The sequence below is a fragment of the Gaiella occulta genome (assembly GCF_003351045.1).
Taxonomy (GTDB): domain Bacteria; phylum Actinomycetota; class Thermoleophilia; order Gaiellales; family Gaiellaceae; genus Gaiella; species Gaiella occulta.
In genome coordinates, this window is the sequence record NZ_QQZY01000001.1 from 304,138 (window position 1) to 323,833 (window position 19,696).

Annotated in this window: 22 protein-coding genes, 1 tRNA gene and 1 pseudogene; 15 read left to right on the plus strand and 9 right to left on the minus strand. The window is 72.1% G+C overall.

What is annotated here, in order from left to right:
- Nucleotides 1-25 precede the first annotated feature (25 nt).
- The 6 genes from Gocc_RS01510 to selB are packed head-to-tail and all read left to right on the plus strand — an operon-like array spanning nucleotide 26 to nucleotide 5,969.
- Nucleotides 26-664 (plus strand): molybdenum cofactor biosynthesis protein, encoded by a 639-nt coding sequence (locus tag Gocc_RS01510; RefSeq protein WP_114794762.1) that lies wholly within the window; start codon nucleotides 26-28, stop codon nucleotides 662-664.
- A 25-nt stretch (nucleotides 665-689) separates the two neighbouring features.
- Nucleotides 690-1,352: a site-2 protease family protein gene (locus tag Gocc_RS15625; protein WP_147281148.1), complete on the plus strand. Its 663-nt coding sequence runs from the start codon at nucleotides 690-692 to the stop codon at nucleotides 1,350-1,352.
- On the plus strand, nucleotides 1,349-2,038 hold the full coding sequence (locus tag Gocc_RS16480) for an LOG family protein (RefSeq protein ID WP_220150384.1): 690 nt from the start codon (nucleotides 1,349-1,351) through the stop codon (nucleotides 2,036-2,038). Before Gocc_RS15625 ends, Gocc_RS16480 begins: the two co-directional genes overlap by 4 nt.
- Nucleotides 2,035-2,844 carry a purine-nucleoside phosphorylase gene (locus Gocc_RS16485; RefSeq protein WP_220150385.1) on the plus strand — a complete coding sequence of 270 codons (810 nt, stop codon included), beginning with the start codon at nucleotides 2,035-2,037 and terminating at the stop codon, nucleotides 2,842-2,844. The genes Gocc_RS16480 and Gocc_RS16485 overlap by 4 nt, the downstream gene beginning before the upstream one ends.
- Before the next feature lie 25 nt (nucleotides 2,845-2,869).
- Nucleotides 2,870-4,183 (plus strand): L-seryl-tRNA(Sec) selenium transferase, encoded by a 1,314-nt coding sequence (gene selA / locus Gocc_RS01520; RefSeq protein ID WP_114794763.1) that lies wholly within the window; start codon nucleotides 2,870-2,872, stop codon nucleotides 4,181-4,183.
- A 49-nt stretch (nucleotides 4,184-4,232) separates the two neighbouring features.
- Nucleotides 4,233-5,969 (plus strand): selenocysteine-specific translation elongation factor, encoded by a 1,737-nt coding sequence (gene selB / locus Gocc_RS01525; RefSeq protein WP_181813280.1) that lies wholly within the window; start codon nucleotides 4,233-4,235, stop codon nucleotides 5,967-5,969.
- Between the two features lie 120 nt (nucleotides 5,970-6,089).
- Here the strand turns inward: selB and Gocc_RS01530 are convergent.
- A pseudogene (locus Gocc_RS01530) lies at nucleotides 6,090-6,386 on the minus strand (carboxymuconolactone decarboxylase family protein); the annotation flags it as partial.
- Nucleotides 6,387-6,404: 18 nt separating this feature from the next.
- Complete coding sequence (locus Gocc_RS01535) at nucleotides 6,405-6,650, minus strand: carboxymuconolactone decarboxylase family protein (protein ID WP_114794766.1); 246 nt, start codon at nucleotides 6,648-6,650, stop codon at nucleotides 6,405-6,407.
- A gap of 413 nt (nucleotides 6,651-7,063) precedes the next feature.
- On the opposite strand from Gocc_RS01535, the gene Gocc_RS01540 reads away from it, so the two are divergent.
- Nucleotides 7,064-7,270: a hypothetical protein gene (locus tag Gocc_RS01540; RefSeq protein ID WP_114794767.1), complete on the plus strand. Its 207-nt coding sequence runs from the start codon at nucleotides 7,064-7,066 to the stop codon at nucleotides 7,268-7,270.
- Between the two features lie 238 nt (nucleotides 7,271-7,508).
- Nucleotides 7,509-7,601: transfer RNA gene (locus Gocc_RS15890), tRNA-Sec, on the plus strand.
- Between the two features lie 291 nt (nucleotides 7,602-7,892).
- Here Gocc_RS15890 and Gocc_RS01545 read toward each other — a convergent pair.
- The 3 genes from Gocc_RS01545 to Gocc_RS01555 are packed head-to-tail and all read right to left on the minus strand — an operon-like array spanning nucleotide 7,893 to nucleotide 9,695.
- Nucleotides 7,893-8,789 (minus strand): LLM class flavin-dependent oxidoreductase, encoded by an 897-nt coding sequence (locus tag Gocc_RS01545; RefSeq protein ID WP_114794768.1) that lies wholly within the window; start codon nucleotides 8,787-8,789, stop codon nucleotides 7,893-7,895.
- An 8-nt stretch (nucleotides 8,790-8,797) separates the two neighbouring features.
- The gene (locus Gocc_RS01550; RefSeq protein ID WP_114795131.1) at nucleotides 8,798-9,103 is read right to left on the minus strand and encodes a TIGR04076 family protein; all 306 of its coding nucleotides are present in this window, start codon (nucleotides 9,101-9,103) and stop codon (nucleotides 8,798-8,800) included.
- A 10-nt stretch (nucleotides 9,104-9,113) separates the two neighbouring features.
- Nucleotides 9,114-9,695 (minus strand): cupin domain-containing protein, encoded by a 582-nt coding sequence (locus tag Gocc_RS01555; RefSeq protein WP_181813281.1) that lies wholly within the window; start codon nucleotides 9,693-9,695, stop codon nucleotides 9,114-9,116.
- An 89-nt stretch (nucleotides 9,696-9,784) separates the two neighbouring features.
- Here Gocc_RS01555 and Gocc_RS01560 point away from each other — a divergent pair, with 89 nt between their 5' ends.
- Nucleotides 9,785-10,180 carry a Rid family hydrolase gene (locus Gocc_RS01560; protein ID WP_114794770.1) on the plus strand — a complete coding sequence of 132 codons (396 nt, stop codon included), beginning with the start codon at nucleotides 9,785-9,787 and terminating at the stop codon, nucleotides 10,178-10,180.
- Nucleotides 10,181-10,185: 5 nt separating this feature from the next.
- Here the strand turns inward: Gocc_RS01560 and Gocc_RS01565 are convergent, their stop codons facing one another.
- Nucleotides 10,186-11,295, minus strand: coding sequence for an NAD(P)/FAD-dependent oxidoreductase (locus Gocc_RS01565; RefSeq protein WP_114794771.1), 1,110 nt, complete (start codon nucleotides 11,293-11,295; stop codon nucleotides 10,186-10,188).
- Entirely contained in the window at nucleotides 11,292-11,675 is a 384-nt protein-coding gene (locus Gocc_RS01570) for a cupin domain-containing protein (protein WP_114794772.1), read from the minus strand. The genes Gocc_RS01565 and Gocc_RS01570 overlap by 4 nt, the downstream gene beginning before the upstream one ends.
- A gap of 118 nt (nucleotides 11,676-11,793) precedes the next feature.
- On the opposite strand from Gocc_RS01570, the gene Gocc_RS01575 reads away from it, so the two are divergent.
- Genes Gocc_RS01575 through Gocc_RS01595 form a run of 5 tightly spaced genes read left to right on the plus strand, consistent with a single transcriptional unit; the run spans nucleotide 11,794 to nucleotide 17,363 of the window.
- Nucleotides 11,794-12,885, plus strand: a complete 1,092-nt coding sequence (locus Gocc_RS01575; protein WP_114794773.1) for an ABC transporter permease — start codon at nucleotides 11,794-11,796, stop codon at nucleotides 12,883-12,885.
- Nucleotides 12,882-13,763, plus strand: a complete 882-nt coding sequence (locus Gocc_RS01580) for an ABC transporter permease (RefSeq protein WP_114794774.1) — start codon at nucleotides 12,882-12,884, stop codon at nucleotides 13,761-13,763. Before Gocc_RS01575 ends, Gocc_RS01580 begins: the two co-directional genes overlap by 4 nt.
- Entirely contained in the window at nucleotides 13,760-14,731 is a 972-nt protein-coding gene (locus Gocc_RS01585) for an ABC transporter ATP-binding protein (protein WP_114794775.1), read from the plus strand. The genes Gocc_RS01580 and Gocc_RS01585 overlap by 4 nt, the downstream gene beginning before the upstream one ends.
- On the plus strand, nucleotides 14,728-15,723 hold the full coding sequence (locus Gocc_RS01590; RefSeq protein WP_114794776.1) for an ABC transporter ATP-binding protein: 996 nt from the start codon (nucleotides 14,728-14,730) through the stop codon (nucleotides 15,721-15,723). Before Gocc_RS01585 ends, Gocc_RS01590 begins: the two co-directional genes overlap by 4 nt.
- Before the next feature lie 53 nt (nucleotides 15,724-15,776).
- A complete protein-coding gene (locus tag Gocc_RS01595) occupies nucleotides 15,777-17,363 on the plus strand; it encodes an ABC transporter substrate-binding protein (protein WP_181813282.1) in 1,587 nt (528 codons plus the stop codon).
- Nucleotides 17,364-17,415: 52 nt separating this feature from the next.
- Here the strand turns inward: Gocc_RS01595 and Gocc_RS01600 are convergent, their stop codons facing one another.
- On the minus strand, nucleotides 17,416-18,549 hold the full coding sequence (locus Gocc_RS01600) for a M24 family metallopeptidase (protein WP_114794778.1): 1,134 nt from the start codon (nucleotides 18,547-18,549) through the stop codon (nucleotides 17,416-17,418).
- Nucleotides 18,550-18,615: 66 nt separating this feature from the next.
- Here Gocc_RS01600 and Gocc_RS01605 point away from each other — a divergent pair, with 66 nt between their 5' ends.
- A complete protein-coding gene (locus Gocc_RS01605) occupies nucleotides 18,616-19,005 on the plus strand; it encodes a hypothetical protein (protein WP_147281150.1) in 390 nt (129 codons plus the stop codon).
- 27 nt (nucleotides 19,006-19,032) lie between these two features.
- Here Gocc_RS01605 and Gocc_RS01610 read toward each other — a convergent pair whose 3' ends face one another.
- Nucleotides 19,033-19,665 (minus strand): peroxiredoxin, encoded by a 633-nt coding sequence (locus tag Gocc_RS01610; RefSeq protein WP_114794780.1) that lies wholly within the window; start codon nucleotides 19,663-19,665, stop codon nucleotides 19,033-19,035.
- Nucleotides 19,666-19,696 lie beyond the last annotated feature (31 nt).

Genomic DNA, 19,696 nt, shown 5'->3' on the forward strand with positions numbered 1-19,696 from the left:
AACCCCCCGGATACGCTGCATCGCGATGAAGGTCGTCGTTCGTCTCTTCGCAGGGCTTCGTGAGCGGGCCGGCATGCGCGCGCTCGAGGTCGAGCTGCCCGACGGGGCGTCGCTCGCCGACGTGTGGCCCGCGCTCGCCCTCGGCGACGAGCCGCCGGGCCTGCTGCTCGCCGTCAACCACGCCTACGCCGATCGTGACGCCCCTCTCGCCGACGGGGACGAGGTGGCGCTGATCCCTCCCGTCTCGGGCGGCGCCTTCCGGCTCTCGGACGAGCCGCTCTCCCTCGACGCGGCCGTGCGCGAGGTCGCCTCCGACGAGGCGGGGGCGATCGCGACCTTCGTCGGCACGACGAGAGCGCACGCGCGCGGGCGCGAGGTGGTGCGGCTCGAGTACGAGGCGTACGCGGGCATGGCGGAGGCCGAGATGCGGCGCATCGCGACCGAGCTGAAGCAGCGCTACGACCTCGTGGAGGTGGCGATCCACCATCGCGTCGGCGTCGTCGCGATCGGCGAGACGAGCGTCGTCGTCGCCGTCTCGGCCGCGCATCGGGGCGACGCGCTCGCGGCGTGCAAGGACGCGATCGACACGCTCAAGCAGACGGTGCCGCTGTGGAAGAAGGAGGTCTACGTCGGCGGGGAGGAATGGGTGGGGCAGGGCTCGTGACGTCCGGCGCCGGGAACGAGGTCTCGTGAACGACCTGCCGCGGCTGCCGGCCGAGCCCGCCGGGCGGTACCGGCGCGCCCGTGGGATCGGCCGTCTGATCGCGTCGCTCGCCGTCGCCGGCGGCGTGCTGCTCAAGCTCGCCGCTTCGCTCAAGTTCCTCGGCATCTTCGTCTCGGTCGGCGGGTATGCGCTCATCTGGGGCTGGCGCTTCGCGGTGGGTTTCGTCGCCCTCATCCTCGTGCACGAGCTCGGCCACTACGTCGAGGCCCGTCGGCAGGGCCTCAACCCCCAGTTGCCCGTTTTCCTTCCCTTCCTGGGCGCCTACGTCGCGCTGCGCAACCAGCCGTTCGACCCGTGGCGCAACGCGTTGGTGTCGGCGGCCGGGCCGCTGGCCGGCGGCCTCGGGGCGCTCGCGTGCCTGCTCTGGGGCCTCGCCGTGGGATCCGATCTGGCGCGTGCGCTCGCCTACGTCGGCTTCTTCCTCAACCTCGTCAACCTGGTGCCGGTCGGCTTCCTCGACGGAGGGCACCTGCTGCGCTCATGGCGCGTGCTGCGCCACGGCGGCGGCCATGCGAGCCCGGCGCAGGCGCGCCGGCTGGGGGGGATCGTGGCGACGGCCTCGATCGCGCTTGCCGCCGCGCTCGCGCTCGGGATGCTGGCGGCGCACGTCCCCCAGGGTCGCCTGTGAGCAACGGCGGCGAGCTCGACCGCCGGCTGCTGCGCCGGCGGCACGAGGCCCTCGCGAACGACGTCTCGCTGATCGCGTCCGAGTTCCTCGCCGGGTTCCAGAAGGTGCGGGAGATCGACCGGCCCGCCGTCTCGATCTTCGGCTCGGCCCGCGTGCTGGAGGGCTCGGCCGTCTACGAGCGGGCGCGCGAGACGGCCGCCGTGTTCGCCCGCGCCGGCTTCGCCGTCGTCACCGGCGGCGGCCCGGGCGTGATGGAGGCGGCGAACCGCGGCTGCCGGGAGGCGGGCGGGCTCTCGGTCGGGTTCAACATCGAGCTGCCGCACGAGCAGGGGCTCAACCCCTACTGCGACCTCTCGCTCACGTTCAAGCACTTCTACGCGCGCAAGACGATGTTCGTGAAGGCCGCCGAGGGCTTCGTCATCTTCCCCGGCGGATTCGGAACGCTCGACGAGCTGTTCGAGGCGCTGACGCTGATCCAGACCGGGAAGATCGGCTCCTTCCCGGTCGTCCTCTTCGACCGGGGATACTGGGCGCCGATGCTCGAGTGGATCCGCGCGCGCATGCTCGAGGAAGGCCTCGTCTCCGCCGTGGACATCGAGTTGCTCCACGTCACCGACGACCCGGCCGAGGCCGCGGACTGCGTCGTCTCGCGCTACGAGGACCGCCTCGACGAGGGCTCGGCGTGATCGACGAGGCCGTCGCGGCGATCCGTGCGCGTTCGAGCGCGGCGCCGATCGTCGCCGTCGTGCTCGGGTCGGGGCTGGGCGGGTTCGCAGAGCGCATCGAGGACGCCGTCGAGATCCCCTACGGCGACATCCCCGGATGGCCGCCGTCGACGGCGCTGGGGCATGCGGGCACGCTCGTGCTGGGGTCGTTCGCGGGGGTCCCGCTTGCGGTCATGCGCGGCCGCGCGCACCTGTACGAGGGGCACGCGCCCGAGAAGGTGGTGTTCGGCGTGCGTGTGCTCGGGCGGCTCGGCGTGCGCACCCTCGTGCTCACGAACGCGTGCGGCGGCATCCGCTCCGACCTCGAGCCGGGCGACCTCGTGCTCGTCTCCGACCACATCAACCTGCAGGGGGTCTCGCCTCTCGTGGGGCCGAACGACGACTCCCTCGGGCCGCGCTTTCCCGACATGTCGAACGCCTACGATCCCGAGCTGCGCAGGCTGGCGCATGCCGCGGCCGCACGCCTCGGGCAGGCGCTCGCGGAAGGGGTCTACGCCGCCTGGATCGGCCCCGCGTTCGAGACCCCGGCGGAGATCCGCATGATCCGCGTGCTCGGCGGCGATCTCGTCGGCATGTCGACCGCACCGGAGGTTCTCGCCGCGCGGCACATGGGGCTCCGCTGCCTCGCCATCTCGTGCGTCACGAACATGGCGGCGGGGATCCTCCCCGAGCCCATCGACGCGGAGCACGTGCTCGCGGTGGGTGCGGCGGCAGAGGGCCGGCTGACGGCGCTGCTCGGCGAGCTGCTCCCCGCGCTCGGCAGCTGAGCGCTCCCGGCCTACACTCAGACGGATGACGCCGTCGCTGCGCAGCCTTCCGTCGGTCGACCGGATGCTCGCCGACCCGCGGCTGGCCGCCGAACCGCGCCCGCTCGCGCTCGCCGCCGCACGGGTCGCGCTCGAACGCGCCCGCGAGGCGATCCGCGCCGGCATCGATCCCGGCGACCCGCTGGAGCTGGCCCTTGCCGAGCTCGCTGCCTGCCGGCGCCCCTCGCTGCGCCGCGTGCTGAACGCGACCGGCGTGCTCGTGCACACGAACCTCGGTCGCGCGCCGCTCGCGCCGCTCGCGCTCGAGCGCGTCGCCGAGATCGGCGGCGGCTATTCGAACCTCGAGTACGACCTCGACGCGGGGGCGCGCGGCTCGCGCCAGGACCACCTCGCGGGTCTCGTGCGGCGCGTCACCGGCGCCGAGGGCGCGCTCGTCGTCAACAACAACGCCGCCGCAGTGATGCTCGCGCTTGCGGCCCTCGCGGAAGGGCGCGAGGTGCTCGTCTCGCGCGGCGAGCTGATCGAGATCGGCGACGGCTTCCGCATTCCCGACGTGCTCACGCGCTCCGGCGCGCGGCTCGTCGAGGTGGGGACGACGAACCGCACGCGCATCGCCGACTACGAGCGTGCGATCGGGCCGGAGACCGCCCTGCTGCTGCGCGTGCACCAGTCGAACTTCCGCGTCGTCGGCTTCGCCGAGCAGCCGCGCCTCGCCGACCTCGCCGAGGCGGCGCACCGGCACGGGCTGCCTCTCGTCGACGACCTCGGCTCCGGCGCGCTCTCCGACCTCGGCGACGAGCCCACGGCTGCATCGAGCCTTGCGGCGGGCGCCGACCTCGTGTGCTTCTCCGGCGACAAGCTCCTCGGCGGGCCGCAGGCCGGGATCGTCGCGGGGCGGGCCGAGCTCGTCGAGCGGTTGCGCCGCCATCCGCTGCAGCGAGCGCTGCGCGCGGACAAGCTGACGCTCGCTGCGCTCGAGGGGACGCTGGCGCTCGCGCTCGACCCGGAGCGCGCCCGGCGCGAGATCCCGGTCCTGCGCATGCTCGACGAGGCCCCCGCCGCGGTGCGCGCGCGCGCAGACCGGCTCGCCGCGCTGACGGGGGGCGAGGTGGAGGAGACCGTGGCGCGGGTCGGCGGCGGCGCGCTCCCGCTCGCGGAGCTGGCGAGCTTCGCCTGCGCGCTCGAGGAGGAGCTCTCCGCCCTGTTGCGGACAGGCGAGCCGCCGGTCGTCGGCATCGTGCGCGACGGGCGCCTGCTGCTCGACGTGCGCGCGCTGCGCGAGGACGAGATCGACGAGGTCGCGGCGGCGGTCGCCGCCGCCCGTGCGCGAGACGCATGAGCCTTGTGACAAACTGTCACAAGGCTCATGCGGGCGCGAGGGGTGGGGCGTGGCGCTGACCGTCGGCACAGCCGGACACATCGACCATGGCAAGACGTGGCTGGTGCGGGCGCTGACCGGGAAGGACACGGACCGGCTGCCCGAGGAGCGGCGCCGCGGCATCTCGATCGACCTCGGCTATGCGCCGCTCGAGCTTCCCGACGGCCGCCGCCTCTCGCTCGTCGACGTTCCCGGGCACGAGCGCTTCGTGCGCACGATGGTGGCGGGCGCGACCGGGATCGACCTTTTCCTGCTCGTCGTCGACGCCGCCGAAGGCGCGCGGCCGCAGACCTTCGAGCACCTCGCGATCCTGCGCCTGCTCGGCGTCTCGGCGGGAGTCGTCGCCGTCACGAAAGCCGACGCCGTGGACGAGGAGACGCTCGAGCTCGCGCTCGACGAGGCGCGCGAGCTCGTGCCCGAGGCGGAGGCGGTGGCGGTCAGCGCCAAGACGGGCGCAGGCCTCGACGAGCTGCGCGCCGCGCTCGGCCGCGCCGCGGACGGCGTGCGCGGCCGCGTCTCTTCGGGGCCTGCCCGGCTGTTCGTCGACCGCGTGTTCAGCCTGCGTGGCATCGGCACCGTGGCGACGGGAACGCTGTGGTCGGGAACGCTCGGCGAGGGAGACGTCCTCCGTGTCGAGCCCGGCGGCGCGGAGGTGCGCGTGCGCAGCGTGCAGGTGCACGACCTGCCGGTCGAGCGCGCGGAAGCCGGGCAGCGGGTCGCCGTCAGCCTGCCCGGTGTCGAGCGCCGCGACCTGCGGCGCGGAGACGCGCTCGTCGTCCCCGGTGCCTTCCCGTCCTCCTACCGGCTCGACGTGACGCTCGAGGAGCTGCGGGAGATCGAGGACGGGGCGCGGCTGTCGGTGCATCACGGCACGAGTCGGATTCCCGCGCGCGTCGTCCGGGCCGGGGGGCGCGCGGCGCAGCTCCGTCTCGCGACTGCGGTCGTGGCGGTGCGCGGAGACCGCGTGGTGCTGCGCGGGGAGACGACGCTCGGAGGCGCGACCGTGCTCGACCCGGCGCCGCCGCGCCGCCTCGACCCGGAGCGGCTGGCGTTGCTCGAGCGCGGCGATCCCGCCTCCATCGTCGCGGCGGTCGTGCACGCACCGGTCTCCGTCTCGGAGCTCGCGGCCCGGGGCCTGCTCTCTCCCGCGGAGCTCGAGCAGGGCCTACGGGCGGTGCGCCGCGCGGGCGACTGGGCCTTCTCGGAGGCGTGGCTCGCGGAGACGGCCGCGCACGTCGAGGAGCGCCTGCGCAGGCGGGCGGAGGCGTCGCCGCTCGACCCGGGGCTCGCGCTCGCCGAGCTGCTGCCGGCGCAGCCGTGGGCGCCGGCGATCCTGCCGCTGCTGCCGGTCGAGCGCCGCGGCGGCGTCGCCTCGCTTCCGGGCGCGACCGCGTCGCTCGGCGCGCGCGCCGAGGCGGCGGCGGCGCTCGAGGCGGAGCTCGCCGCGGCGGGAGTCGCGGCGGCGAAGGTCGACGATGCGGAGCTCGCGCGCTTCCTCGAGGCGCAAGGGCGGCTCGTGCGTCTCGGCGACGGGTTCGCCGTCGGCGCGGGAGGCTACGAGGTCGCGCGCGACCTGCTCGTGCAGGAGTGCCGCGCCGCGGGCGAGATCACGCTCGCCCGCTTCCGCGATCTCGCCGGCGTCGGCCGCCGCGACGCGCAGCTCCTGCTGGAGCGCTTCGACCAGGACGGGCTCACCCGCCGCATCGGCGACCGGCGCGTGCTGCGCCGCGCGGCGCGCGAGGGCTGACGCACCCGACTTCGTGGCTCGGAGCCACGAGGTTGTGCGGCGCTGTCGGGCCCGGGGGCGGCGATCTCGTCGGCGGGCGGGCAGTCGGCCGGGCCGGCCGGGGTAGCGCACGCGCGGAGGCTATTCCCTCGCCGCCCGGTCGGCCCATTCGGGCTCGTCCTCGATCCCGACGGCGTCCGCGACCCGGTTGATGTAGTTGAAGTACGCGATCACCTGGATCGCGTCGTGGATGGCGGCGTCGTCCCAGCCGTGGCCGCGCAGGGCCTCGACGTCGGACGGCTCGATCGACGCGGGAGCGAGCGTGAGCTTCTCGGCGAAGTCGCACAGGGCGCGCACGCGCCGCTCGAGCGGCGCCTGCCGGTAGTCGTGGGCGGCGTGGTGGACGATCTCTTCGTCTGCGCCCTCGGCACGGAGGTCGTCGGCGTGCGCGCGCGTTCAGTAGTGGCAGCCGTTCGTGCGCGACACGACGGTGGCGAGCAGCTCGCGCTCCCGGCGGCCGAGACCGGAGGGGCCGAACATGATGCCCTTGTAGAGCTCCATCGAGCGCCGCAGCACGCCGGGCCGCAGGCTCATCGCCTTGACGATGTTGAACACCTTGCCGGCACGGCCGACCGCCGCGTCGTACTCGTCCTTCAGCGGGCCGGTCGCCTCGTCGGGCTCGATCAAGCGGATGTGCGCCACGAGGAGATCGTCCCACACCCGGCCGGTAGGGGGCTAGGTGGGCGTGTTCGGATGGGGGCACGTCGAGGGCGAAGTAGATGGCGCCGCTGATCCACGTCGCGGGCACGACAGATCGTCTGGGCGGGTGGCACGGTGCTTGAGGTTCCCCCGCTTCTCCGGACATTGCTGCTGCTGCTGTCCACCGAAGCGGGGGAACCTCAGAGTTGCTTCTCGCCCGCGTCCCGCGCAGAGCACGATCGATCGGCTCCCACAGCTCGTCGGAAGCGCGCCCGCAAGTAACACCTTGTCACAAGGGTGATTCACAGGGCGTACGGCGCGAGTGTGCTATCCGGACAGAGGTTCCGGCAAGGCTGCGGTGGGAGCAACAGCACCGCGAGTACTCCTGGGCATCCTCCGGAGGAAACGTCGGCCGGGTGAAGGGACGCTACGACGCCAACGCCACCGGCCGCCTCACGATCGCGCTCACCAACGACGCTCGCGAGGGCCGTGCTGCCTCCTGGTCAGATCGGAGCGCCTGGACGTTGGATGACAAGCTGCCCGCGCTCCTGCAGGAACTGGAGGTGCGGGCCGCCGAGGACGACCACGCCAAGCTAGAAGCCGAACGCGCCAAGACGAGATAGCGAACACGCAGAAGCGGTGGAATGCCTCCTCGCCCGGCGGAGGGATCCTCGCATTGTCTCCGGACGAGCAGAAGCAACGAGTCGACGACTATCGCGAGGCCCGAGCAGCGAGTCAGAATCCCGTGCCGCCGGAGACATAGAGACTCTGCGCAGGCCAGGCTCTGCCCCGCCCAGGCACACGAACGGGGCTTCTCCCCGGCCCGCCCACCTAGCCCACCCGGCCGGTAGGCTCAATCCCGGAGCGGCACGGGCCCGGTGGCCCAGCAGGTCTTCAAAACCTGTGCGGTGTGGCAACCCCACGCTCGGTCGGTTCGACTCCGGCGCCGCTCCGTCGTGCTGTTTGCGGCTTGTTGATGGTATTTGTGCGACGCTGCCCTCGAGAGAGGGCAGCTCGGGCTCGACGGCGACCAGGAGATGCTCATTTCGGAGACACTCCCGGCCTCCCTGGCCCTGAGCGAAGGGATGGACATGCTGCGCGGGAGCCTCAAGGGGGCGAGAAGCTGGATCCGGTGCGGCAGCCAAGAGCCGAGTCCGCCTCGCGGAGAGCTACGACCCCGAACGCACCGAGCCCAACGCCGTGCAGCGTCTCCGACCCGCCGGCGGGGCACGGGAGGAATCGGCGTCAGCGGCGCAGCAGCGGCAACACGCGGGCGCAGAGGAGGTCGACCCCGCCCGTCGTCGTGTGTCCCTGCGGCGTCCCGAGCTCGACGCGGGCGGCGCCGGCGTCCCACAGCTCGACGACGCGCGCCGCGACCTCCTCGGGCGTGCCCGCGATGCAGAACCGCTCGAGCGGCGGCGCCGCGCCAGCCCGCAGCTCGATCGTCGGGTCGAGGCTGGCGACGACGTCGAGGTAGGGCTCGACCGCAGCGCGGGCGCGCTCGCGCGCCCAGGCGCCGTCCTCGTCGACGACCGTGACGCAGCCGACGACGATCTTCACCGCCGGGTTCCCGATCCACTCGCGCACGACCGGCACGAGGTCGGGGTTGGCGCTGCCGCCGAGCTTCACCTCGTCGGCGACCGTTCCCGCCCAGCAGGCGGTCGCCCGGCCCCACGTCCCGACCATCAAGGGCACCGTCCCGCGCACCCGCGGATACGCAAGTCTCGTTCCCGGTGCGAGGGTGTACCGGTCGCCCTCGAACCCCGCGTCGTCCCCGGCGAGCAGCGCGCGCACGACGGCCACGGCCTCGCGCAGCGCGGCGAGGGGTTGCTTCTCCTCGAGGCCGAGCCGGTCGAGCCAGGCCCCTTTCGCGATCCCGAGGTAGGCGCGTCCTCCCGAGACGGCGTCGAGCATGGCAACCTGGCCGGCAATCTCGTAGGGGTGGAGCGTGAAGGGGTTGAGCGCGGCGGGCCCGAGGCGCACGCGCTCCGTCACGCGAGCCATGAGCACGAGCGGGCCGATCGCCGGCTGGTACATGAGGTCGTGGAAGACGGAGAGGACGTCGATGCCCGCCTCGTCTGCCCGGCGCGCGATCGCCTCGTACGCGGTCGGCTCCTGGTCGCCGAGGAGCCCGATGCCGATCTCGCGCGCTACGTCAGCTCCTCCGTCACGAGCGTCCGCTCACCGACCCGCTCGATGCGCATCACGAGCCGCTCCTCGGGGTCGGGGCAGCAGACGAGGTTGTCCTGCTCGAGCCAGTCCTCCTCGGGGAGTCGGCGCATCTTCGCCGGCAGCAGGGGCATCACCGCCTGGATCGCGTAGAGGCAGAAGTGCCGGCCCTCGGGTATCCGGACACGGCTCGACTCGGTCACCTCGAACCAGTCGCCGACCTCGAGCCCGCAGACGGAGCGGCCCTCGATCCGCTCGACGGTCACGCGGACGTCGTAGAGGCGCATCTCGGTCACGTCAGTACACCGTCTCGGTCGTGAAGCCGATCGCCCGCGCGGGCTCGTCCGCGTCGTTGCGTACGGCGTGCGCGTGCGACGAGGGCCAGACGGCGCACTCGCCGGCCCGCACAAGGTAGTCGACCCCGTCCACGACGAGCACCAGCTCGCCTTCGGCGACGTACATCACGTCGAGCCCGGCGTGTGTGACGGCGTCCGCGAACTGGGCGCGCGGACCGAACGTCGCGACCATGAACTCGAGATTCGTTCCGGGGATCCGGAACGCGCGAAGCTCCGTCCCCTCGCCGCGTTCGACCTTGACGTGCTCCTCCGGCTGCACCAAGACCGGTGTCGTCTGCCGCAGTGAGTAGCCCAGTAGCGAGGCGACGTCGTGGCCGAGCACCGCCGCGACCTGGGCGAGCCGCCCGACCGCGATGTCCGAGCGGCCGCGCTCGACCGCTCCGAGGAACGACTGCGAGAGGCCGGACTGCTTCGCGAGTGCGCGCAGCGAAAGACCCCGCTGGTGCCGGAGCTGGCGGATCACGTCGCCGACGCGCGGCGTGGACGTCGCCCGCCCGTTGCCCTGTGCAACGGTCTCCGTCATGTCATGAAGCATAGAGCCCTGTTGCGCGCAGACGATATTTCGATCAGAGTGACGACATTCCGGTTGCGACCGCGCGCAGCCCATGGACGATGCAGGCGACACGCACGACACATAGCGACGGCACCGTGTTCGAGCGCCAGGCCTCGTACGCCCGCGCCGTGCGCGCGGGACGCCACGTGGCGGTGAGCGGCACGGCGCCCATCGGACCCGAAGGGACTCTCCACCCCGGCGACACCTACGGGCAGGCGCGCACCGCGATCGCGAAGGCCCTGGAGGCCGCCGCCGCGCTCGGCGCCGAGCGCGGCGACGTCATCCGCACGCGCCTGCTGCTCGCCCCCGGCGCCGTCTGGGAAGAAGCGGTGCGCGCACACGGCGAGGCGTTCGCCGGCGTCGACCCGGCCAACACGACGTACTTCGTCGCGGGGTTCATCCCGGACGTCCTCGTCGAGGTCGAGCTCGACGCGCTCCTCCCCGACACGGCCTGAACCGGTCATACGACCTGCGGCTCGGGAATGAGCCGACCCTCGGCGAACCGCCCCGCGTCCAGGACGCCGAGCACCGGGTCTGGCTCGCCGAGGACGCCGGCCGCCGCGATTCGGCCCACAGCCGGGGCGATCATGAATCCATGCCCGCTGAAACCAACGGCGACGTGCAGGCCGTCGTGCCCCGGCACTGGCCCGAGCACCGGCTGGCGGTCGGGCGTCACGTCGTACGCGCCACTCGCGAGAACGCTGAACTCCACGTACTCGAGCACGGGAGCGAGCCGGCGGATCCCGTCGCGCACGACGGCCCGCCAGCGTTGCGCGCCCTCCGCCGGATCGCCGACCGCCCCGAGGTCGCTCGCGAGCACGCGCCCGTCCCCGAGCTGCTTCGCGGCGAAGCGGAGCTCCGGCGCGACGATGAGGGGCTCGAGCAGGCGCTCCCGCACCGGCTCGCTCAGGAACAGGTGCCGCTCCTCCGGCTCGATCGGCAGTGCGCACCCGAGCGGCCCGAGCAGCCTGTTCGCGTCCACACCTGTGGCGACGACGACCGCGGCAGCCGTGAGCCGACCGAACGGTCCCGAGAGCTCCCACCCGCTGCCCGAGGGCGCGACCGCGGTGACCTCCGCGACCCGGACGTCGACGTGGCGTGCGATCGCCTCGACGGCCGCCTGCGGCCGGTCGAAGTAGCCGTCCTCGGCGCACCACGACGCCCCGACCAGGCCTTCCGCGTCGAGGCCGGGAACCAGAGTGGCCGCCTCCGCGGGTGAGACGATGCGCGACGGGACGCCCTCGGCGTTCTGCACCTCGACGTTCGAGGCGAGGCGCCTGAGCGTGGCCTCGCCGTGCGCGACGAAGAGGTAGCCGCAGGCACGGAACCCGAGCGGCACGGGGCTCGAGAGGCGCGCCTCCGCGTTCCGCCACCAGCTCACCGACTCGCGGGCGAGCCGGCACGCGACGGGCGTACCCCACTGCTGCCGGACGCCGCCCGGCTGGACGCCCGACTGGCCCGAGGCGACGCCGCTCCGCTCGAGGACGACGACGTCGTGGCCGCGCTCCCGGAGCGCGAGAGCGACCGAGACACCCGTGACGCCTCCGCCGACGACGGCGACGTCCGTCACGCCGCCCCGCCGGCCGCCGCCGCCGCGTTCCGCCGCACGATCTCGAACGTCTTCTCGAGATCCGCCGTCGGCGTGAACTCGACCGCCTCGCTGTCCTCGAGGAACGAGATGCGATGCCCGGGCTCGACGTAGTACGCCTGGCCACCGACGATCTCCTCCTGCCGGTCACCGTAGTCGACGAGGATGTGGCCGGAGAGCAGCACGCCCCAGTGCGGCGCGTGGCAGCGGCCGTCGGGGAGGCCATCGAGCATCGTCGAGGCGTCCATCCCGGCCGGCGCGAACTCGAAGCCGACCGTCATGCCGTCCCAGTCGGCGAACCGGCTGCTGTAGCCGGGTGCGATTTCCCGCACCGGCAGGTCATCCCGTCCAGCATGCGCCATCTCCTGCCTCCTTGCCCGTGGTGGGGCTTGGGTTGCGGCCGCACCGAGCGGCACAATACGATCACACGGTGCAAAATAACGCACACACCTGCCGGACCTCGAACGCACGGGAGCGGTCGTGAGCGCCGACGAGTCGACCGCCGCGCCCGAGGCACTCGCCGGCAGGACGCGCAGCCCCCTGCTCCCGTCGAGAGGCTTCGTTCGGTTCGTCGCCCGTCGGGCCGCCGCGCTCGTGCTGCTCGCGATCGGGATCACGCTCGTCGTCTTTCTCCTCACGCAGGCCGTCCCCGCCGATCCGGCCGCCTCGAGCCTCGGCGAGCAGGCCGCGGGCGATCCCGAGGCGGTCGCGGCGTTCAGAGAGCACTATGGGCTCGACAAGCCGCTGCCCCTGCGGTACGCGATCTACCTCAGGCGCCTTGCCCAGGGCGACCTCGGCGAGTCGACGCTGACGCACAACCCGGTGCGGAACGACCTCGGGACGTTCATCCCGGCGACCGCGGAGCTTGCGCTCTACTCGATCGTCATCGCCGTCGTGATCGGGGTGCTCTTCGGCGTCCTCGCCGCCATGCGGCGCAACCGACCCGTCGACCACGCCCTGCGCATCGTGTCGCTCGGCGGCATCTCGATGCCGACGTTCTGGATCGCGCTCGTGTCGCTCTACGTCTTCTTCTATCGCCTCGGCTGGTTCCCCGGCGGCGGCCGGCTCGGCATCGGGGTCCAGCCGCCGCCGAGCGTCACGGGCCTCTACACCGTCGACGCGCTGCTCGCGGGGCAGTGGTCGACGTTCACCGACGCACTCGACCACGTCGCGCTCCCCGCGCTCGTGCTGGCGGCATTCAACGTCAGCCTGCTCACGCGCTACACGCGTTCGGCGGTGCTCGAGGTGATCGGCAACGACTACGTCCGCGCGGCGCGCGCAAAGGGCCTTCCCGAGCGGATCGTCGTCATCCGCTACGTGCTGCGGGCCGCGCTGCCCGCGATCGTGACCGTCATCGGGCTGCTCTTCGCGAACATCCTCACCGGCGCAGTGCTCGTCGAGAACATCTTCTCCTGGCCCGGCATCGGCCAGTACGCGTACCAGAGCGCGATCAACCTCGACGTGCAGGCGATCGCGGGTGTGAGCCTGTTCATCGCGGTCGTGTACGTGACGGTCAACTTCGTCGTCGACGTGCTCTACGGGGTCATCGACCCGAGGCTCAGGCTGACGTGAGCGACGTCGTCGTCTCGGCCGCCGACCGCCGGGCGGCAGCACGGGCGACGCGGCCCGCCTGGGGCCAGCCGCTCGCCCTCGTCGGTGCGGTGATCGCCGTGGCGTGGGTGCTCATCGCGGTGCTCGCTCCGCTCGTCGCGCCGTACGACCCCCTCGCACAGGACTTCGTCGCGTTCCAGGGCCCGTCCGGGGCGCATCCGTTCGGAACGGACGAGCTCGGGCGGGATGTCTTCAGCCGCGTGATTTTCGGCGCGCGCCTGTCGATCCCGCTGGCCCTGCTCCTCGTCGTCCTCGCCGCGAGCATCGGCGGGTTGCTCGGGGCGGTCGCAGGCTACTTCCGCGGGCTCGCGGACGGGGTCGTCATGCGCCTCGCCGACCTCGTGTTCGCCTTCCCCGCGATCATCCTCGCGATGGTCGTGACGGCGGTACTCGGTCGCGGGGTGCGCAACGCGGTGCTCGCGATCGTCATCGTCGCGTGGCCCTCGTACGCGCGGGTCGTGCGCGGCCTGGTGCTCTCGATCGGGGATTCCGAGTACGTCCAGTCGTCGCGTCTGCTCGGGGTCTCGTCACGGTCGGCGCTGTTCCGCGAGGTGCTCCCGAACGTCGCCGGGCCGGTGCTCGTGCTCGCGACGCTCGATCTCGGGACGGCGATCCTCCTCCTCTCGGGGCTCTCGTTCCTCGGGCTGGGCGCGCAGCCGCCCGACCCCGAGTGGGGCGCGATGGTCTCGACCGGCACCCAGTACTTCCAGTACTGGTGGATGGGCACGTTCCCCGGGCTCGCGATCTTCACCGCGGTCCTCGCGTTCAACTTCCTCGGCGACAGCCTCCGGGACGTCTTCGACCCGAGGACGGCGCAGGAGGGCCGTCGCATCCGATGAGCGCGCCTCTGCTCGAAGTCGAGGGCCTATGCGTACAGCTGCCGGCGCGTGGCGGCGCGATCACCGTCGTGGACGGCGTCGACTACGACGTGGCGGAGGGCGAGGTGTTCGGGGTCGCCGGTGAGAGCGGGAGCGGCAAGACGATGTCGGTGCTCGCCCTGATCGGGCTCCTACCGTCGGGCGCGACCGCGTCCGGACGGGCGCGCTTCCGTGGCCTCGACCTGCTCACGCTACGCGGCCGAGCGCAGCGGGACGTGCGCGGAGGCGGGATCGGGATGGTCTTCCAGGATCCACTGACCTCGCTCCACCCCATGCTCTCCATCGGCCAGCAGATCGAGGAGCCGATCCGCCAGCATCTCGGGGTCGGCCGTGCCGCGGCGAGGAAGCGGGCGGCCGACCTCCTCGAGGCCGTCCGGCTTCCTGACCCCGAGCGCGCTCTTCGGGCCTTCCCGCACCAGTTCTCGGGAGGCATGCGGCAGCGTGTGGCGATCGCGATCGCGCTCGCCGCCGAGCCCGAGCTCCTCATCGCCGACGAGCCGACGACCGCGCTGGACGTGACGGTGCAGGCGGGCATCATCCGGCTGCTCGACGCCCTGCGACGCGAGCGGGGTCTGTCGGTCGTGCTCATCACCCACGACCTCGGTGTGATGTCGGCGATCGCCGACCGCGTCGCGGTGTTCTACGCCGGCCGGGTGGTCGAGACGGGCCCGCGCGACGATCTGCTGCAGCGCCCCCGTCACCCGTACACCAGGGCGCTCCTCGACGCGCTCCCGCAACCGGAGCGCTCCGCCGATCATCCGCTCGTCCCCATTGCCGGCGCACCTCCGGCGCCCGCAGCGCTCCCCACCGGGTGTGCGTTCCACCCGCGCTGCGCCCACAGTGTCGCGGAGTGCGAGGCCACCGTGCCTCCGCTCGTGCACGACGGCGCCCGCGCGTACGCCTGTCCCGTCGACCCCTTTCACCTATGAGTGTCCTGGAGATCGACGACGTCGAGGTCACGTACGAGCGCCGCGACCGTACCCGATTCCGCGCCGTCGCGGGCGCGAGCCTCACGGTCGGACGCGGCGAGATCGTCGGGCTGGTCGGCGAGTCGGGCTGCGGGAAGTCGAGCCTCGCTCGCGCCGCGGTCGGCCTCGTCGCCCCGACGGCGGGGAGCGTCCGCTTCGAGAGCCGCGAGGTGCGGCCGCTGACCCGACGGGCACGCCCCAGTGAGTTGACCCGGCTGCAGCTCGTCTTCAAAAACCCGTATTCCTCGCTCAACCCGCGCCGTCGGATCGGCGACCAGGTGGGCGACGCCATCGCCGTCGCCGGTACCGAGAGCCGGTCGGGCAGGACGGCACGTGTCGCCGAGCTGCTCGAGCTCGTCGGGCTCCCGCCGAGTGCCCAGTCACGCTACCCGCACGAGTTCAGCGGGGGGCAGCGCCAGCGCATCGCGATCGCGCGAGCGCTCGCCGCGGACCCGTCGCTGATCGTGCTCGACGAGCCGCTCGCTTCGCTCGACGCATCAGCCCAGGCGCAGGTGGCCAACCTCCTGCTCGATCTGTCGCGGCGGCTCTCACTCAGCCTCCTTCTCATCTCGCACGACCTCGCGGTCGTCCACCACGTCGCCGACGTCGTCTCGGTGATGTACCTGGGCAAGATCGTCGAGTCGGGCCCGACGCGCGAGGTCTGGGAAGATCCCCGGCACCCGTACACCCAGGCCCTTATCGGTGCCGTGCCCCACCCGGACGGATCGGGCACGATGCCGGAGGTGCTGCCGGGCGAGGTGCCCGACCCCGCACGGCCCCCGTCGGGCTGCCGGTTCCATCCGCGCTGCCCGCATGTGATGGACATCTGCCGGTCGCGCGAGCCGCCGCTCGAGCCCGTTGGCGACGACCGTCTCGCAGCCTGCTGGTTGCGCCACCCTGAGGTCGGGCGCGAGATGTCGACGCTCCCTGTCCCTGCCCACCCACGACCGTGAAGCCCATCCACCAAGAACGGAGGAATCGCATGTCTCGTCCCTCGACTCGCGTCATGGCGAAGGTGCTGCTCGTCCTCGTCGTGTCGCTCGTCGCAACGACGGCCGCCTTCGCCGCCAAGAGCGGCACGAAGGCCGTGCCAACCCTCGTGGTCGACAAGTCGTTCGAGATCAAGACGGCCGACCCGCAGCGGGCGTTCGAGCCGACGGCCTCGATCGTCAACCGCGCCGTGTTCGACACCTTGTTCACCTACAAAGGCAGCGACGTCGCGCATCCGGTGCCGCTCCTCGTCCAATCGTGGAAGGCGAGCAGCGACGCGAAGACGTTCACCTTCCAGTTGCGCAAGGACGTCCGGTTCGCGGACGGCACCCCGCTCACCTCGGCCGACGTCGTCTTCTCGCTCCGCCGCCTCGTCAGACTCAAGGGCAACCCGTCGTTCCTGCTCGACGGGGTAACGGTCAGCGCCGCAGGCAAGTACAGGGTCCTGATGCGCTCGGCGAACGCCAACTCGGCGCTCCCGGCGATCCTCGCGAACACCTCGCTCTCGATCGTCAACTCGAAGCTCGTCAAGAAGAACGGTGGCACGGACGCGGCGGACGCCGACAAGACGGACAAGGCCGAGCAGTGGTTCAACTCGCCGAAGTCGCTGGGCGCCGGCAGCGGCCCGTACGTGCTCAAGCAGTACAGCACAAGCTCGCAGATCGTCCTCGCCCCGAACCCGAAGTACTGGGGCCAGAGCAAGCCGGCGTTCTCGAGCGTCGTCGTCCGCAACATGATCGCCCCCACCCAGCTGATCAACGTCCAGCGCGGGAAGTACGAGGTGGCGATCGACCTGTCCGCGCAGCAGGCGCAGACGATCCAGGGAAGCAAGAGCCTGAGCGTCCTCACGACCCCCTCCACCTGGGTGTTCTTCCTCTTCGCGAACAACGACCCGAAGGTCTCCGGGTTCGCATCGAACAAGAACTTCCAGCGGGGTGTCCGCTACGCACTCGACTACAAGGCGATCGCGGGCGTCGCCGGTCCGGGAGCGATCCAGGCCCCGGGGATCATCCCGTCCATGTTCCTCGGTGCCCTGCCTCAGAGCTCGGCGGTCAAGCAGGACCTGGCGAAGGCGAAGGCCGCGTTCGCGGCGTCCGGCCTCGCCGACCAGAAGATCACGCTCGAGTTTCCGAGCAGCCTGACGATCAACGGCGTGCTCTTCGACAGCCTTGCCCAGAAGGTCCAGGCCAACCTGCAGGCGGCCGGCCTCAACGTCGAGCTCGCGGGCGCGCCGGTCGGGACGTGGCTCCAGCGCTACCGCGACGGAAAGATGCCGTTCGGCCTCTCGCTCTGGGGGCCCGACTACCCGGATCCCTCCGACTACCTCGCGTTCTTGCCGGGCGAGCTCGTCGGGCTCCGCGCCGGCTGGCCCGCCGGGTCCGAGAAGACGGTCGAGGCGCTCGGGGCGACCGCCCGCGTGACGACGAACGACGCGGCGCGCGAAAGGCTCTACCAGACGATCCAGAAGCGGCTGAACGCCTACGGGCCGTTCTTCCCGCTGCTCCAGCCGACGCAGGTCTTCGTCGCCACGAAGGATCTCGCGACGGCGAAGTTCAACTCGGTCTACTCGATCGACGTCACCCAGACGAAGCCAAAGGGCTGAGTCTCCGTGCGAGGGGCCGCGGCACACGCCGCGGCCCCTCGCACGACACCGCTCAGCGGTTGCAGACGAGCGCGTCGGGGTACTCGTTCAGCACCCGCCCGCCCCGCTCGTCGCACACGATGATGTTCTCGATCCGGACGCTGAAGGCGTTCGGAACGATGATCGAGGGCTCGTCCGTGAAGGTCATGCCCGCCTCGAGCGGCGTCTCGTCCTCGGACGAGACGAACGGGCGCTCGTGCACGTCAAGCCCGATGCCGTGTCCCATGCGGTGGCGGAAGTGAGGCCCGAGCCCCGCCTCCTCGATCGGCGCACGGCACGCCGCGTCGACCTCGCGCGCGAGCGCGCCCGGACGGCACGCGGCACGGCCCGCTTCGTAGGCGGCGAGCATGACGTCGTAGGCGTCCAGGAGCTCCTGCGAGGACTCGCCGGCGACGACGGTTCGTCCGAAGTCCGAGCAGTACCCGTCCACGACGCCACCGAAGTCGAACATCACCGACATCCCCTCGGGCATCGGGACGCGCGCCGTGCCTGTCGAGGAGTCAAGGCTGTCGGGGTCGAGCCCGGTGAAGACGTGCGTCGCGAACGAGGGCGTGCGGGAGCCTGCCAGCCGCAGCTGGTACTCCACCTCCTCGACGAGCTCCGCCATGCTGACGCCAGGCTGGACGCGCGGCGTCACGGCCTCCATCGCCCGCTCGACCGTCCGGCATGCGCGGCCCATCGCCTCGAGCTCCTCGGGCGTCTTGACCCGGCGGAGCTCGTTGACGAGCGACGAACCGGTCCGGAGCCGGTCGAATCCGAAGATCCGGCCCAGGTTGAGCGTCGTCTCGGCCCACACGCGGTCGCCGATCGCCACCGCGGAGGCCTGGCCGAGGCCCTTCGCGACCCGCTCGAAGACCGCGAACCCATCGTCCGTCTCGTTCACGACGACGATCTCGCCGTCCGGCTTGACCGGGAGGTCGAAGGCCGCCACCATGCGCGGGAGGACGAGCACGGGATCGGCGTCGGGGCGGAAGAAGCCGCCGGCTACCCATCCGTGCGCGTAGGAGCTCTGCCCGAAGAACGGGACCCCGCGCTCCACGCCCGAGAGGTACTCGAGATCGGCCGAGAGGCCGAGGAAGAGGATGTCGACGCCCTCGGCGCGCATCCGGTCGGAGAGGCGTCGGCGACGCTCGGCGTAGTGGAACATGGGCCGATCCTACCCGGCGGTGATCGGGTCGGGATCCCGCAGCTCACGTCGATGCGGCCTGTCACGGTGTTGGGGCTGCGAACCACCTACGACATCCGCCGGCTCGTCTTCGAGAGCGCCGGCCAGGACGGGACGAGCTCGGCGGGAGGCGGCATCGCGGCGATCTCCGCGGCGATGCCGCGGGCCCGCCCGCGCGAGGAATGTTCCTCTCCAGGAGCGCGACGACCGCTGCGCGAGCGGCCTCTGCCGTCGGCTCGTCCGGCATCGGAACCTGCACCGCACCGGGCGACCTGCACGGCCTCGGTCTGGAGGCGCGGCGGGCTGTTCGCGCTCGCCGCCGCGAAGGCCGGAGCGGCGCTCGACGAGCGACCCCGCGGGCACCTCGCCACCGTGGCCGCCGACCGGGACGGGCCGCCGACCGGCGGTGGCGAGAAGCGTCCGCGCACGTGGAGGTGAACGTGCGGCGGCCGGTGTCCGCGGGGTCTAGCCGGTCGGCTGCCGCGTCGTGCGGAGGTACGGCTTCACGGTCTCGTAGCCGGGGAAGCGCTCCGCCGCTTCCTCGTCGCTGACGGCCGTGGTGATGATCACGTCCTCGCCCTGGCGCCAGTCCGCCGGGGTTGCGACCTTGTGCTTGGCGGTCAGCTGCAGCGAGTCGATCGTGCGCAGGATCTCGCCGAAGTCGCGGCCGGTGGCGGCGGGATACGTGAGCGTCAGCTTCACCTTCTTGTCCGGTCCGATCACGAACACCGAGCGCACGGTCGTCGTGTCGCTCGCGTTGGGATGGATCATCCCGTACAGATCGGCAACCGTCCGATCGGGATCGGCGACGAGGGGGAAGTTCAGCTTGTGGCCGGTCACGTCCTCGATGTCGCCGGCCCACTCCCGGTGCGAGCCGAGCGGGTCGACGCTGAGCCCGACGACCTTCGTGTCGCGCTTCTCGAACTCCTCCTTCAGCGCCGCCACTCTCCCGAGCTCGGTCGTGCAGACCGGCGTGAAGTCGGCCGGATGGGAGAACAGGACGCCCCAGGAATCCCCGAGGAAGTCGTGGAAGCTGATCGTGCCCTCCGTCGACTCCGCGGTGAAGTCCGGGGCCTCGTCACCAAGCTGGATGCTCATTCGCTTCTCCTCGTCGTGTTGCGGTGTGGGC

Coding starts and splice junctions, on each gene's coding strand:
- Gocc_RS01510 (WP_114794762.1), top strand. CDS start 26: ATGAAGGTCGTCGTTCGTCTCTTCGCAGGGCTTCGTGAGCGGGCCGGC.
- selA (WP_114794763.1), top strand. CDS start 2,870: ATGACGCCGTCGCTGCGCAGCCTTCCGTCGGTCGACCGGATGCTCGCC.
- Gocc_RS01550 (WP_114795131.1), bottom strand. CDS start 9,103: ATGCGCCTCTACGACGTCCGCGTGACCGTCGAGCGGATCGAGGGCCGC.
- Gocc_RS01555 (WP_181813281.1), bottom strand. CDS start 9,695: ATGACGGAGACCGTTGCACAGGGCAACGGGCGGGCGACGTCCACGCCG.
- Gocc_RS01560 (WP_114794770.1), top strand. CDS start 9,785: ATGCAGGCGACACGCACGACACATAGCGACGGCACCGTGTTCGAGCGC.
- Gocc_RS01570 (WP_114794772.1), bottom strand. CDS start 11,675: ATGGCGCATGCTGGACGGGATGACCTGCCGGTGCGGGAAATCGCACCC.
- Gocc_RS01585 (WP_114794775.1), top strand. CDS start 13,760: ATGAGCGCGCCTCTGCTCGAAGTCGAGGGCCTATGCGTACAGCTGCCG.
- Gocc_RS01590 (WP_114794776.1), top strand. CDS start 14,728: ATGAGTGTCCTGGAGATCGACGACGTCGAGGTCACGTACGAGCGCCGC.
- Gocc_RS01595 (WP_181813282.1), top strand. CDS start 15,777: ATGGCGAAGGTGCTGCTCGTCCTCGTCGTGTCGCTCGTCGCAACGACG.
- Gocc_RS01600 (WP_114794778.1), bottom strand. CDS start 18,549: ATGTTCCACTACGCCGAGCGTCGCCGACGCCTCTCCGACCGGATGCGC.
- Gocc_RS01610 (WP_114794780.1), bottom strand. CDS start 19,665: ATGAGCATCCAGCTTGGTGACGAGGCCCCGGACTTCACCGCGGAGTCG.